The sequence below is a fragment of the Planctomycetota bacterium genome (assembly GCA_035384565.1).
Classification (GTDB): domain Bacteria; phylum Planctomycetota; class PUPC01; order DSUN01; family DSUN01; genus DAOOIT01.
Genome location: DAOOIT010000004.1, coordinates 99,162 through 113,219 on the forward strand (window position 1 = coordinate 99,162; position 14,058 = coordinate 113,219).

The window sequence follows — 14,058 nt, forward strand, 5'->3', positions numbered from 1 at the left end:
GTGCCTACAGCCTGTCTCAGAGTAAGGGTCGCTCGAGAAGCCAGTAGCGTATATAAAACGGGTGCGAGCGTACTCACAATAGGGGCATAGTCATCTGCGGCAGCGCGGGCTGGGGATCCGTGACCTCTTTGGCGTCGGCACCCCATGCGCGGGTGCTCTGCTGGCGATGGGCCGGGGGAGAGGTCGCCCCCTCTTCTCGCTGTCACTCGTCCAGGGCGGCGAGCAAGTCCAGAACCTCAAGCCGCACTCGGTCAACGAGGGTGCGGTCCTTGGGCTCGTCCCAACGGAAGTCGGCCGCGCCGTCGGCCTTCAGGACGCGGTCAGGGGCCTCGGCCAGCAGTCTCCTGGCCTCGGGGAGGCGGGGGTGGTCGGGGCGGGCGCGCTCCAGTTCGTGGATGCGGGCGCGAAGGAGGGCGAGGTACTCGAAGTCCTGGACCCCCTCGCGGATGGCTTCGAGGTACTTAGCGGAGGTGACTGAGGTGTCATCGAGGTAGAGGGGGCAGTAGGGGCCATTGCCCTTGGCGATGTATTCGTTCCAGCAGGAGGCGCCGCCGTTGTCGCCGAAGGCCCAGAAGCCGGCCCAACCGCCGCCGATGGCGAAGACGTGCCACTGCTGGAGGAGGTAGTAGGAATAGGGGTCGAAGGTGCGGGCAGGGCCGGAGCAGGAGTAGAAGCCGAGTTGGCGGCCCGCCTGACGCTGGTCGAGGAAGAGGCGGCGATAGGCGTCGTCCTTCTCGAGCCAGGCCGCGCGGTTGGGCACCAGCACGTCCACGGCGCCCAGCATCTCGCGGCAGGTCTCGAGTTCCTGGGGCACGGCGTCCACCCACACGAGCACCTGGGGCTCGGCGGCCTTGATCGCCTTGGTCCAGGCCACGGTGGCGTCGTATTGGTCCTTGCGGTTGGGCTCGTCCACGAGCAGGAGGCCGAGTTGGCTGGGCTGGAGGCCCAGGCCGCGCAGGTGGCCGGCCCAGAAGCGGATCCAGGCGCCGACCTTTCGGTTGAAGAGCGGGGTGCCGGCCTCGGAACCCGCGAAGGCGCTGCGCACACTGCCGTAGTCGCCGACGGCGACGAAGACCATGTACTGGCGGGCGCCCGGCCACAGCTTGAGCCAGGCGTCGAAGTTCCGGGTGTCGGGCGGCTCTGCGAGTTCGCCGTCGGCGTCGTACCGGCCGTCGGGCAGCGCGCGGCGCGTGGCCCAGGGGGCATTCACGTGGTGCTCGCGGAGGAGTTTCACCAGGGCCTCGCGGTTCTGCGGCGTGACGCCGTACATCCGCTCCTCGTTCGTGTACTCCCAGCCGCCGAGGCGCAGGGTCGTCTGGTCGGGGAAGCGCAGCGGGGCGACGCGCAGCGTGAGCGGCACCAACGGATGAGTGTCCACGCGCACACGGGCCCGGTACGTGCCGGGGCGAACGTCCGTTGGATGGAAGGAGAACCAGACCTGCCGCGTCATGCCGGAGGGCACGGCGACGACCCAGGCGTCGCCGTCGCGGCGGGCGAGGGGGAGCGCGGCGGCCACCGAGGTGAAGTGGCGGGTGCCGACGTGCTGGACCTCGTGGACGCTGACGTAGGGGGGATTCGTGCCTCCGGGAAGGCCGTCCACCCACAGGCGCACCGGGCGGTCGGCGTCGGAGGCGTTGGTGAGGTTGAGCACGTCGGCGCGCCATTCGTGGCTCATCAGGGCGACGGCCAGCTCGGGGGCCGGCGCGTCTTTCGCCGGCTCGGTGGAGGGGTCGAGTGGGTCCCAGCGATGGGACTTCCAGACGCGAAGGTCGGGCTTGCCCTGGGCGCGCCAGGCGGCGGCCTGGAGGCGGAAGAGGTCGCGCTCCAGATCGGTCATCGGCAGGACGGCGCGGAAGCCCTCGGGCGAGACGAGGGGCATCGCGGCGATGCGCTGCTCGAGCTCCTGCGCCGTCTTGCCCAGCGGCGCCTTGTCCGCGGCCGGGGTGTCGGGCGACTCGATGGCCTCGCGTGCGGCGGCCAGGTCGCGGCGGAGCTGGGCCTTGAGCAGGCGGGTGAGCTGGAGGGTGTCCATGAACTGCGGCACGTTGAGAATGGGCTCGCTGCGGCGCGGCTCCACGGCGGGCGTAGGGTCGCCCTCGAACACCTCGATCTCATCTACGAAGAGATAGGGGCCGGCGGGCACGCAGGCGAACTGGACGTAGCGGCCGCTCGTCGCCAGCTTGCTCGTGCGGAAGACGTGGACGGCGTGTTTGCCCATCGGCGGGGGCGGGCCGGTCTCCGAGAGTTCCACGAGATCGCCAGCCAGGTACCATTCTTTTCCGTCGCGGCTTGTGAAGACGCACAGCGCGGCGGGCCACTGGACGCCGGCGACGCCGGCCGCCGTGCGGAACGCCGCGCCGCCGAGGGCGTACGTCTGGCCGAGGTCAACCGTGATGAACGCCGGCGCCCCGCCCTGCCAGCCGACCGTGGACTTCTGGGTCCAGAAGTAGCCCTCGGTCTTCACGCCGTCGGTGAGTTGCGTCGGGTCGTCGGGGTCGGTGCAGTGGGCGTAGTTGGGCCGCGGGCGGAGCGTGCAGGGCCGGCCGCGGGCGAGGTTGCGCTCCTCGCCGAATCCGCACGCGGCGAGCAGGGTTCCCAGGCAGCACACCAGGATTGCCGGCCGCGGCGCCGGCAACAGGCGGTGCGGTTCCCGCGGGCGGGGTGTCGGTGCCCCGCGAGGCGCGGGGGCCCCGCCCATGACGGCAGGGAATCGCAGCGCGCGATCCAGGCGGGTGGTCGCCGGTCCCATCATCGGGCGCCTCCTCGCTGGGCTCCCCGCGAGCAGTATAGCAGGGCCGGGCGCGGCTGTCACGCGGGCATCCGCGCTTGACGGGTCCGCGCGGGTCGCTAGAATAATGGGTCTGGGAGAGAGGAGCCGTTCGCCGTATCTGATTGGGGGCTTCGATGGCAGAGGACCAACGCGCCCAACGGCTGGCCAAGCTGGAGGGCCTTCAGGCCAGGGGCATCGAGCCCTACGGCCGCCGCTACCCCAAAGACCAGTCCCTGGCCGAGTGCCGGGCGCTCTTCGAGGCGCAGGGCGAGGGCGCGCCCGTGCGCACGGCGGGCCGCATCGTGGCCCAGCGCGACTTCGGCAAGGCCGCCTTCCTGAACCTCAAGGACCGCAGCGGCACCCTCCAGGCCTACGTCCGCCGCGACGCCGTCGGGCCCAAGGCGTTCGAGGTCTACCGCCTGCTGGACGTGGGCGACATCGTCGGGGTGGAGGGCACGCTGGGCAAGACGCGCACGGGCGAGACCACGCTCTTCGTCCAGCGCCTCACGCCCCTGTCGAAGGCCCTGCGCCCGCTGCCCGAGAAGTGGCACGGGCTGAAGGACGTGGAGACGCGCTACCGCCAGCGCTACCTGGACCTGATCGCGAACGACGCGGCGCGGGCGACCTTCGTCGCGCGGTCGCGGGTCGTGGGGGCGCTCCGCCGGCATCTCGACGAGCTGGGCTACCTCGAGGTGGAGACGCCCATGATGCAGGCCCACGCCGGCGGCGCCGCGGCCAAGCCGTTCGTCACCCACCACAACGCCCTGGGCGTGGACCTCTACCTGCGCATCTCGCCCGAGCTGTTCCTCAAGCGCCTGCTCGTGGGCGACCTCGAGCGCGTCTACGAGATCAACCGCAACTTCCGCAACGAGGGGCTCTCGACCAAGCACAACCCCGAGTTCACCATGCTCGAGGCCTACCAGGCCTACGGCGACTACCACGCGATGATGGAGCTGGTCGAGGGCCTCGTGGGCGCCGCCGCCGCGGCGCTGGGCCTGGGCGAGAGCGTGCCGCACGGCCCCGAGGGGCGGCCGCTGCGCATCGCCCCGCCCTGGCCCCGCATCGCCTATCACGACGCCGTGCGCCAGTACGCCGGCATAGACCCCGCCGACATGCCCGCCGTGCGCGCCAAGGCCCGCGAGCTCGGCGTGGACGAGAAGCCCCTGCCCGACCACGCCGCGCTCAACGAGGTCTTCGAGCGCACCGTGGAGCCGGCGCTGTGGGACCTCACGTTCGTCTACGACTACCCGGCGGCCCTCTGCCCGCTGTCGAAGGCGCGGCGCGACCACCCGGCCATCGCCGAGCGCTTCGAGGTCTTCGCCGCCGGCATCGAGGTGGCCAACGCCTACAGCGAGCTCAACGACCCGATCGAGCAGGCCGCCAAGTTCCGCGCCCAGCTCGGCCAGGACCACACGGGCATGAAGCAGATCGACGAGGACTACGTGGCGGCCCTCGAACACGCCATGCCGCCCGCCGGCGGCCTCGGCGTGGGCATTGACCGCCTGGTGATGCTGCTCACCAACTCGCCCTCGATTCGAGACGTGATCCTCTTCCCGATGTTGCGGCCGGAGGCGAAGGGGGAGGGAGGAGAAATGCGCAATCCGTAATCCGTAGTCCGTAACCAGAGAAGGCCAGAGGAGTGTCCCTCTTCCGCTTCCTCCTGTTGCGGATCACGGAGTGCGGATCACGGACTCGCCCATGAAGAAACACATCGAACCCCGCCGCTATCTGCTCCACTTCAGCAGCCACGAGCTGCCGCAGCGGTTCGCGGACGTGCTGGTGATCGGCAGCGGCGTGGCGGGCCTGAGCGCGGCCATCGCCGCGGCCCGGCACGCCGACGTGCTGCTGGTGAGCAAGGACGAGCTGCGCGAGAGCAACACCCAGTACGCCCAGGGCGGCGTGGCCGCCGTGTGGGCCGAGGCCGACAGCTTCGCCGCCCACGTGGCCGACACGCTCACCGTGGGTCAGGGCCTCTGCGACGCCGCCGTGGTCGAGAGCATCGTGCGCGACGGCCCCGCGCGGCTCCGCGACCTCATCGCCGCCGGCGCCCGATTCGACCGGGACGGAGCGGCCTACAACCTCACGCGCGAGGGCGGGCACTCGCACGCCCGCATCCTGCACGCGCAGGGCGACGCCACGGGCGCCGAGATCGAGCGCACGCTGCTCCTCCAGGCGGCGGCCTCTCCCCGCCTCCGCAGCCTCGACCACACCTACGTGGTGGACCTGCTCACCGACGCCGGCGAGTGCGTGGGCGCGCTGCTTTCGAGCCAGACCCAGGGCCTCACCATCGTGTGGGCCAAGCACACCATTCTCGCCAGCGGCGGCCTCGGCCAGCTCTACCGCGAGACCACCAACCCCGAGGTCGCCACCGGCGACGGCATCGCCATGGCCTACCGCGCCGGCGCCGTGCTCCAGGACATGGAGTTCGTGCAGTTCCACCCCACGACCCTCTACATCGCGGGCGCCTCGCGCTGCCTCGTCTCCGAGACGCTGCGCGGCGAGGGCGCGCGCCTGCTCAACAGCCGCGGCGAGCGCTTCATGCCCCGCTACCACCCCGACGCCGAGCTGGCCCCGCGCGACGTCGTGTCGCGCGCCATCCTGGCCGAGATGCGCGCCACGGGCGCCACCCACGTGCGGCTCGACCTGCGCCACTTCGACGCCGCCCGCGCCCGCGAGCGCTTTCCCAGCATCGCCCGGGTGTGCGAGCAGTTCGACCTCAACCTCGCCGAGGACCTGATCCCCGTGCGCCCCAGCGCCCACTACATGATCGGCGGCGTGCGCGTGGGCGCCGACGCGCGCACCTCGCTGCCGCGCCTGTGGGCCTGCGGCGAGTGCGCCTCGTCCGGCCTCCACGGCGCCAACCGCCTCGGCAGCAACTCGCTGCTCGAGGGCCTCGTGCTCGGCCACCGCGCCGGCGACGACGCGGGCCGCCGCGCCGCCGCCCAGGCCGGCGACCTGGCGCCCCGCGCCATCCGCGCCGAGGCCCGCTCCCCGCACGAAGACCGCCTCGACCTCCGCGACGTGGCCAACTCCCTCAAGAGCCTCATGTGGCGCCACGCCGGCATCGAGCGCTGCGAAGACCTGCTCCGCGAGGCCGAGGAGAGCATTGACTTCTGGTGCCGCTACGTGATGGACAAGGAGTTCCACTTCCGCAGCGGCTGGGAGGTCCAGAACATGCTCACCCTCGCCAAGATCATCACCGTGGCCGCGCGCGCCCGCACCGAGTCGCGCGGCGTCCACTACCGCAGCGACTACCCGCAGACCGACGACGCGCAGTGGAAGAAGCACACCACGTTCCAGCGCCCCCCCGAGTGAGCCGGGGCGCCCCCGTTGAGGAGAGCGCATCGTGTACCGCACCGGGCCGCTTGAGAAGTACGTGGCCGACGCCGCGGCCGGCCTCCCCGCCCCCGGCGGCGGCAGCGTGAGCGCCCTGGCCGGCGCCCTCGGCGCCGCCATGGCCGCCATGGCCGCCCACTTCACCGTCGGCAGGAAGAAGTTCGCCGCCGTCGAGCCCGAGGTCCGGCCCATCCTCCAGCAATGCGAGGCCGGATGCCGCCGCCTCGTCGAGCTGATGGACCGCGACGTGGAGGCCTACGGCACCGTGAGCGCCGCCTACGGCCTGCCCCGCGACACCGACGAGCAGAAGGCCGCGCGCACCGCCGCCATCCAGAACGCCCTCCAGGTGGCCATGGCCGAGCCGCTCGCCACCTTCCGCCAGTGCCGCGACCTCCTCCGCCTGCTCGACCGCCTCGTCGAGACGGCCAACCCGAACCTCATCAGCGACGTGGGCGTGGCCGCCATCCTCCTCGAGGCCGCCCTGCGCGGCGCCAAGATCAACGTCGAGATCAACCTCGCCGCGCTCAAGGACCAGGGCCTCGTGGCCCAGACCCGGCAGGAGATTGACCAGGGCGCCGCCGAGGCCGCGAGCGCCGCCGCCAGCGTGCTCCAGCGCGTCTACCAGAAAATGGGCTGGCCGCCGGCCTGACCGCGCCCGCGGAGCAGAAGGGAACCGCACGACCGTGGAATGGAACGTCGCCAAGCCCCAGCGCGTGTGCCCCTGCGGCCGCGAGCTGGCCGAGAACGAAACCTACTACGCCGCCCTCTACGAGCAGGGCGACGACTTCGTGCGCAAGGACTACTGCCTGCCCTGCTGGGAGAAGGCCCAGGCCGAGGGTGGCATCTTCTCCTTCTGGAAGACCACCGTGCCCGTCAAGGAGCAGAAGCGGCGCCTTTTCGCCGACGACGAGGTGCTGCTCGACTTCTTCTTCCGCCTCGAGCACGCCCAGGAGGAGCAGAAGCGCCAGTTCTTCTACCTGCTCGGCCTGATCCTCATGCGCAAGAAGCTCCTCAAGTTCGACGACCTCGAGCGCGCCGACGGCCAGGAGTTCCTCCTCCTCCGCTACGCGCGCGAGGACCGCGTCGTGCGCGTGCCCAATCCCAGGCTCACCGAAGAACAAATCGAGGCCCTCAAAGGCCAGCTCTCCGAAATCCTTGACTTTCAGGTCTGACCCCGCTACCCTGGTGCCCATTGGCTCTTCCATCGCGCAGATTCGCGCGATTCGCGGTCCAACACTCTGGAGGCCCCCAATGAAGATCGAAGACCTTGCCCACCGCGTCGCCGGCGAAGCCCTCACCCTCCTCGAGAAGAAGTACCACTACCGCATCGCCGAGGACCACAAGAAGGACATCCAGAACACCATCCGCAAGAACCTCAACCAGTACCTCAAGGACGCCCCGCCCGCACCCCCGGCCGACTGACGCCGCGGGAGCCGCGCCATGGCCAAGCTCTTCGGCCGCTCCTACACCCGCGACCAGCTCCTTCGCCGCGTGGGCGACGTCTCGCAGCTCGGCGGCACGCGCCTCGTCGAGCTGCTCGACGGCAATCAGCGCGGCGTGCGCGCCGTGGACTTCGCGACCGGCACCGGCTTCGCCTTCACCGTGCTCCTCGACCGCGGGATGGACATCTACAACGCCGCCCACTGCGGCCGCTCGCTCGCCTGGCACGCCACGCCCGGCGCCGTGCACCCCGCCTTCCACGAGCCCGAGGGCCTCGGCTTCCTGCGGACCTTCGAGGGCGGCCTCCTGTGCACCTGCGGCCTCACCTACGCCGGCGCCCCCTGCACCGACGAGGGCGAACCCCTCGGCCTCCACGGCCGCATCTCCCACGTGCCCGCCCGCCACGTGTGCCTCGACGCGGCCTGGGACGGCGACGAGTACGACTTCTGGGTGAAGGGCTCGGTGCGCGAGACCCGCGTCTTCGGCCCCAACCTCGTCCTCACCCGCACCGTGCGCGCCCGCCTCGGCGAGAGCCGCCTCTTCCTTGAAGACCGCATCGTCAACGAAGGCTTTGAGCCCCAGCCCCTCATGGTCCTCTACCACATCAACGGCGGTTTCCCCGTGGTAGACAAGGGCGCCGAGCTGATCGCCCCCAGCCGCGCGGCCGCGCCCGCCACCGACTACGCCGCGAAGATTGGTGCCCGCTGGGCGAGCTTCGACGCCCCCACGCCCGGCGTGCCCGAGGCCTGCTACCGCCACCGCCTCGCCGCCGAGCGCGACGGCACCACCTTCGTCGCCCTCGTCAACCCCACGCTCGACGGCGGCTTCGGCTACTACGTGCAGTTCAACCGCAAGCAGCTCCCGCACTTCACCGAGTGGAAGATGATGGGCGAGGGCATGTACGTCGTCGGCACCGAGCCGTGCGTCATGCCCTTGTATCCACGGTCCGAGCTGCGCAAGAAGGGCAAGCTCCCCTTCATCCAGCCGGGCGAGGAGCGGCTGATCCAGCTCGAGCTTGGCGTCGTCGCCGGCCCCGCTGCCCTCCGCGCCCTCCGCCGCCGCTGCCGCGCGCTCACCAAGGCATGACCTTCTGGCCCGTCGCCAATGAGAGCCGACACACTCTCTCGTCCCTATGCTCCGCGCCCATTCGACGCCGTGGAGTGGCGGCTGACGCGCCCACTCGCGGAGCGTAGGGACGAGAAGAACACCCATCTGTCCTGCGCACGGGGATTGGTGGATGTGCGACTGCGACCGCGGTGTGGACTCTGGCCGGCTGTTCGGCTAGAATACGCGAAAAGAGGACGCGGAGATGCCTTCGCCGCTGCCAGGGATGGACCCGTACATCGAGCACCCGGAGGTGTGGAGCGATTTCCACGGGGATCTGGCCGCCGAGATCCGGGCGGTGCTCAATGAAGGCATTCAGCCCCGGTACGTCGCGCGGCTGGTGCCCCGTGTGACTTACGAGATCGTGGAGATCGAGGAAACCCGCGGCATCCGCCCCGACGTTAGCGTGTGGCAGGCGCATCCGGAGCCGGAGCAGTCGGGCGGCGGAGGTGTGGCGGTGATCTCGGCCGCGCCGGCCGAGAGCCTGATCACGATGGAACTGCCCCTGCGCCTGTTCACCGTCGAAGTGCGCGAGGTCGGCACGCTGCGGCTGGTGACAGCGATTGGGATTCTCTCCCCCGCCAACAAGCAGCCCGGCCACGACGCGTGCGAGGAATACCTGCGCAAGCGGCGCAGCCTGCTTCGCTCCGAAGCCCATCTGATCGAGATTGACCTTCTGCGAGAAGGCCAGCGCCCGCCGCTCGACCGCCCGGTGCCGCCGGCGCCGTACTATGTGACACTGAGCCGCTCGAACCGGCGCCCCCGCGTGGAGGTGTGGCCCATTCAGCTCCGCGACAAGCTGCCCGTGATTCCCGTGCCGCTTCTCTACCCGGACCCCGACGCTCCGCTGGACCTCGGCAGGGTAGTGGCGGCGGTGTACGAGCGCGGCGCATATGCCCGGCTGATTGACTATCGCCAGCCGCCGCCCCCGCCGCCGCTGTCGGACGCAGATGCCGCGTGGCTGGATGCGCGCCTGGTGGCCGAGAAGGCGCGGTGATTGCCGCCATGGCTCCGCCAGGACCCTCTGCCGTTCCTACGCTCCGCATGAGGGCGGAATAGCGAACCCTCCCGCGTCCATTCGACTCCGGGGAGCGGCGGCCGGCGTGTCCCCGCGCGGAGCGCAGGGACGCGTGACCCCCTTGGCCAAGCTCCAATGGAAACGGGCACCCGCTGATCAGCGGATGCCCGTTCGCGATAGCGTCCTGGCGAGTGCGGGTCAGACGGTGGCTTCCTTCCACTGCTGTTCGAGGAAGCGGAAGCTCTTGGGGATTTCCTCTTCGGGCTTGCCCTTGACGCCGCACTCGAGCGAGCAGTAGTCCTGGTAGCCGATCTTCTTGAGGCCGCGGAAGCCGGCCACGAAGCTCCGGTCGTCCTGCCCCGGCAGGTTGCGTGCGCGGCTGGCCAGGTGCACGTGGTGCAGCCACTTGCCGGCGGTCACGAAGGCGGCCTCGTCGTCCTTCTCTTCCTTGCACATGTGGTAGAAGTCGCCCATCATGCAGATGCCGGGGTGATTGAGCTTGCTGCAAATGGCCGCCGCCTGCTCGAGGCGCCGCAGGTAGAAGGTCTCGCCGACGTTCAGGGGCTCGAGCAGCACGCGGCACTTCTGCTCGACCGCGTAGTCGCCGATGGCGGGCAGGATGTCGGCGAGCACCTTGTCGAGTTCCTCGGGCTTCAGCGTGCTCTGCCCGTTGAAGCAGGGCACGAAGATGACGCCGGTGGACTCGACCTCGCCGCCGAACTTGAGGGCGGCCTTGATCTGCTCGATGCCCTTGTCGCGCTTCTCTTTGTCGGGCGACACGAGGGCGCCGCCGGCCGAGCCCCAGCAGCAGGCGCTCACCTTGACGGTGGTGCCCTTGATGGCCTCCTGGATTTCCTTGACGTTGCCGCCGCCGCCCAGCTCGAGGCCCACGCCGCCCCAGTCCTGAAGCTGGAGCACCTTGTCGCGCAGGGTCTTGCCGGGGATTCGGCCCGCCTGGCTGCCGAGCTTGAGCACGGCTGTCTCCTTCTTCGCCTCCTCGGCGGCCAGCACCTGCCCCGCAGCGGTCGCGAGGGCGGCCGTGCCCGCCGAACGCCTCAAGAACTCTCGCCGGTCCATCCTGGTCTCCTTGTTGGCTCCCCCCACTGGCTCTTCATTGAAATGGAATTGCGGCGGGAAGTCAACTGCCGGACGACACGCTGCGTGGCCGGCGAACGAAGCGGGGCACGGCAAGCTGGTTGCCGTGCCCCGCTGGTGTTCCCCGGGAGGAGGGGCCGGGTTCTCCTCACAGGGATTCACGACTCGCGCGTCGGCGCCGCCTGAGCGCTAGAAGGGCCAGCCCGACGAGCACGGCGGTGCCCGGCTCGGGCACCACGTTCACCGGGCCGATCGTGATGCCTGGCGGGGGGCCTGGCCCGCCGCCGAAGGGGTCGGTCGGGTCCATGAAGCTGAAGCCGAGGCCCTCGCCGGGGATCAGCGACGGGTCGTCCTCGGGGAATGTCACGGGGTCGAAGAAGCCGGGGTGCGGGTAGAGGTACTCGTACTGGTCGCTGTGCTGGGTGATGGGCACGGTGTTGAAGTTGAAGAGGTTGGGGTCGCTGGTCATCATGGTCTGGGCGAGCTGGCCGTAGGGGTCGTAGGGGTTGGGGGTGGTTACCGGCGGGCCTGCCCATGGCGGCACGCGGTAGCTGGGCGGCGTGGGCGTGCTGCCGAGGCCGCCCGAGCTCTCGACGGTGTTGCGGCGGCCGGTCTCCACGGGCCGGCTCCGCGGCGGCTCGGGGTCGGGCGGCTTGACCTTCTTGGCGGGGGCGACGATGCGGCCCTTGTTGACGGTCTTCTCCTCGGCCCACCAGCCGAAGAAGGCCTGAGCCTTGATCTTGGACTCGTAGCGGCCGGTCCTCTGGTTGTAGGTGAGTTCGAACGAGGCGGAGGCGAGGGAGCCGAAGAGGTCGCTGACGAGCGGAATGTCCACCGACACGCCTGCGGAGGCGGTCATCACGCCGGTGCCGAGGTTCTTGTTGCCCGAGATGCTCACGTTCACCACGCCCCACAGCGTGGCCCCGCCGCTGCCGCCGATCGTCACGTTGCTGGGGTTGCTGGGGTCCACCTCGATGGTGAAGTTGAAGTCGGGGTCCTCGAAGAGGAAGCCGCCCGAGCCGGTGGCGTAGGAAGTGGTCTCGCTCGGGTCGTTCTTGTACCAGGTGCTTTCCCAGCGGATGGTGTAGGTGGGGTCGTCGAGGGCGCTGGCCCGCGTATCCTTCATGTAGCCGCTGTAGTTGATGATGTAGTCGTCGCCGCCCAGCGAGGCGTAGGCCTTGCCGCGCCAGGCCTGCCATTCGGTGCGCGAGGCCAGCGGCACGCCGGGCAGCGCGGAATCAGGCGGGCCGATCCAGACCGAGCGATAGGTGAACGTGGCATCGGGGTGGTTGTTGCCCCCCGCATAGTTGAGCAGGCCGATCATGGTGGCATCGGTGTCTATGACGAAGTTCTCGACCACCATGCCGATTTCCTGCGGGTTGAACGGCAGTGCGGGCGCCGGCGCGCCGCAGGCAGCCAACAGGGCGACCGCAAGAGCCAGGCGAGCGGACCAGTTCTTCATGTCAACGGTCCTTTCAGAGCGCGTCCCCTGTTCGATGCCCGCGGTTCCACCGCCGCAGCGGAGCGCTGTGCCGCGCGGCCCGCTGGCGGATGCGCAGCGGGGCACGGCGGCGGGAAGCCGCCGTGCCCCCTGCACCCCCTGGGAGGAGGGGCCGGGTTCTCCTCTCAGGGTTCACGTTCTGCGCCCCCGGCGCCGCGCGAGGGCCAGCAGGCCAAGGGCCACGAGCGAGAGCGCTCCGGGCTCGGGGATCGCCGCCGTGGCGAGCCGGAACTCAATGTCGAACTCGGGGCTGCTGTACGACACATCGGTTTGCGGGAAGAAGTAGTTGTCGCGGGCCGCCTCCGGCACCAGGGCGCCGAAGGGCGGAAAGTGGTCCCACGGCGCCAGGCCGTCCTGCGTCAGCGCGATTGCGTCGCCGAACACGTCGCCCCAGTTCAGCACGAACGAGTTGCCCGGGTTGCCGACCTCGCGGAACGTGAGCTCGGTCCAGATGTCGAAGAAGGAGGCGAAATGGCCCGAGTTCGTCCGAGTCAGGGTCATGGTGCCGTTCGATACCCTCAGCGGGTCCAGTTCCACGAACACATCGAAGAAGGAGTCCACGCCGCCCGTGGTGACCGTGATGGGGTTGAGGGACACCAGGCTCAATTGGACGAGTTCGATGGGCACGGGGTCGGTGCTGCCGGCGAAGGGCAGGTTGCCGTCGGCGAGGCGCCGAACGATCGTGTCGGTGTTGCCCAGGGGGCCCACGGGATTCGGTGGGTAGCCGATCAGCAGGATACTGCCCGTGAACGGCTCGGAGCCGGGGTCGAAGAAGCCGGCGGGGATCGGGTTCTCCTGGCCAAAGCGCAGCTCGGCCCGCACCGTGCTGAGGTGGTCGTTGCCCGCTGTGACGACCTGGCCCGGGCTCAGGCGGGCCGTGGAGACCGTGGTGCCCGAGTGGCCGTCCAGGACCCCGCCCGGCGCACCCACGAAGTCAATGCGGTACGTGATGTCGAAGAAGCTGTCCACCGCCCAGTTGCCGCCCGACAGTTGGCGGAGCGTGGTGTGGCCGGGGCTGGGCATGCCAAAGCCCGTGCCAGCCGTGATGCGCAGCAGGTCGAAGTCCGGGTCGCCCGGCGGCAGTTGGCCCTGAAGGACGAACAGGTCGGTCGGGAACGATTGCACGGGAACGGTGGGGTTGCGCGGCCCGACGTGCACCTGGGTCTGGACCGCGGGCAAACTGAGGGAACGGTGGATGCCCGCGTAGGCCCCAGTGCCCGTGAGGTCGAGGGTGGCCATGTACTGGAACGTGTCGGCCACGCCGCCGAGGGTGCCGCCGGGCACCGAGACGAAGCCGGATGGATTGTAGAGACGCAACGTGCCCTGGAAGGTCGAGCCCGGCGGCAAGCCGTTAATGATGAACTGCGTGCCGAGCGGTGTGCCCCAGCCGGCTCCCGGCGCATTGGCCAACAGCACCTCGTCGTCAACCTCGGGCAGAATGATGTCGGCCTGCGCGCAGGGCGCTCCGGCGAAGAGGCCCACGAGGGCTGCGCTGAGGAGCAGCGCCCGGCATCGGTTGTGGTCCATCCCCCGTCTCCTTCAGCCGTTGCCCGTCACCTTGGTCCTGGCGGGAGCAACCGGCGTGCCGGGCGACGGGCGGGAGAGGGGTGTGTTTTGAAGTGTGTGATGCGGATGGTGTTATGGAGTTTTCCGAGTGACTTAGTGGGGATTGGGATTTGGAACATGTTGCCAACTCGCAACGGAAGTTTGGCCACTGCCATATAAGTTATGACTCTGGCATTACTTACGTGTGCTGCTTCTTGGCAACATGGCGTGGCGCAGGCGCAACGCGCC

The 14,058-nt window shown here is 69.9% G+C and carries 11 protein-coding genes; 7 read left to right on the top strand and 4 right to left on the bottom strand.

What is annotated here, in order from left to right; translation table 11 throughout:
• Positions 1-202: 202 nt before the first annotated feature.
• Entirely contained in the window at positions 203-2,752 is a 2,550-nt protein-coding gene (locus PLE19_02790) for a discoidin domain-containing protein (protein ID HPD13844.1), read from the bottom strand.
• Positions 2,753-2,904: 152 nt separating this feature from the next.
• Here PLE19_02790 and lysS point away from each other — a divergent pair, with 152 nt between their 5' ends.
• The 7 genes from lysS to PLE19_02825 all read left to right on the top strand — a co-directional run bounded on the left by lysS (position 2,905) and on the right by PLE19_02825 (position 9,647).
• Positions 2,905-4,377, top strand: coding sequence for a lysine--tRNA ligase (gene lysS, locus PLE19_02795; protein ID HPD13845.1), 1,473 nt, complete (start codon positions 2,905-2,907; stop codon positions 4,375-4,377).
• 91 nt (positions 4,378-4,468) lie between these two features.
• Complete coding sequence (gene nadB / locus PLE19_02800; protein HPD13846.1) at positions 4,469-6,085, top strand: L-aspartate oxidase; 1,617 nt, start codon at positions 4,469-4,471, stop codon at positions 6,083-6,085.
• Positions 6,086-6,116: 31 nt separating this feature from the next.
• Positions 6,117-6,755: a cyclodeaminase/cyclohydrolase family protein gene (locus tag PLE19_02805; GenBank protein HPD13847.1), complete on the top strand. Its 639-nt coding sequence runs from the start codon at positions 6,117-6,119 to the stop codon at positions 6,753-6,755.
• Between the two features lie 34 nt (positions 6,756-6,789).
• On the top strand, positions 6,790-7,278 hold the full coding sequence (locus tag PLE19_02810; GenBank protein ID HPD13848.1) for a hypothetical protein: 489 nt from the start codon (positions 6,790-6,792) through the stop codon (positions 7,276-7,278).
• A 79-nt stretch (positions 7,279-7,357) separates the two neighbouring features.
• Positions 7,358-7,528, top strand: a complete 171-nt coding sequence (locus PLE19_02815; protein HPD13849.1) for a hypothetical protein — start codon at positions 7,358-7,360, stop codon at positions 7,526-7,528.
• Positions 7,529-7,546: 18 nt separating this feature from the next.
• Positions 7,547-8,632: an aldose 1-epimerase family protein gene (locus PLE19_02820; GenBank protein HPD13850.1), complete on the top strand. Its 1,086-nt coding sequence runs from the start codon at positions 7,547-7,549 to the stop codon at positions 8,630-8,632.
• 223 nt (positions 8,633-8,855) lie between these two features.
• Entirely contained in the window at positions 8,856-9,647 is a 792-nt protein-coding gene (locus tag PLE19_02825) for a DUF4058 family protein (protein ID HPD13851.1), read from the top strand.
• Positions 9,648-9,866: 219 nt separating this feature from the next.
• Here PLE19_02825 and PLE19_02830 read toward each other — a convergent pair whose 3' ends face one another.
• The 3 genes from PLE19_02830 to PLE19_02840 all read right to left on the bottom strand — a co-directional run bounded on the left by PLE19_02830 (position 9,867) and on the right by PLE19_02840 (position 13,791).
• Positions 9,867-10,745 carry a sugar phosphate isomerase/epimerase family protein gene (locus tag PLE19_02830; protein ID HPD13852.1) on the bottom strand — a complete coding sequence of 293 codons (879 nt, stop codon included), beginning with the start codon at positions 10,743-10,745 and terminating at the stop codon, positions 9,867-9,869.
• A gap of 166 nt (positions 10,746-10,911) precedes the next feature.
• Positions 10,912-12,225: a PEP-CTERM sorting domain-containing protein gene (locus tag PLE19_02835; GenBank protein HPD13853.1), complete on the bottom strand. Its 1,314-nt coding sequence runs from the start codon at positions 12,223-12,225 to the stop codon at positions 10,912-10,914.
• 171 nt (positions 12,226-12,396) lie between these two features.
• Complete coding sequence (locus PLE19_02840; protein HPD13854.1) at positions 12,397-13,791, bottom strand: hypothetical protein; 1,395 nt, start codon at positions 13,789-13,791, stop codon at positions 12,397-12,399.
• Between the last annotated feature and the right edge of the window lie 267 nt (positions 13,792-14,058).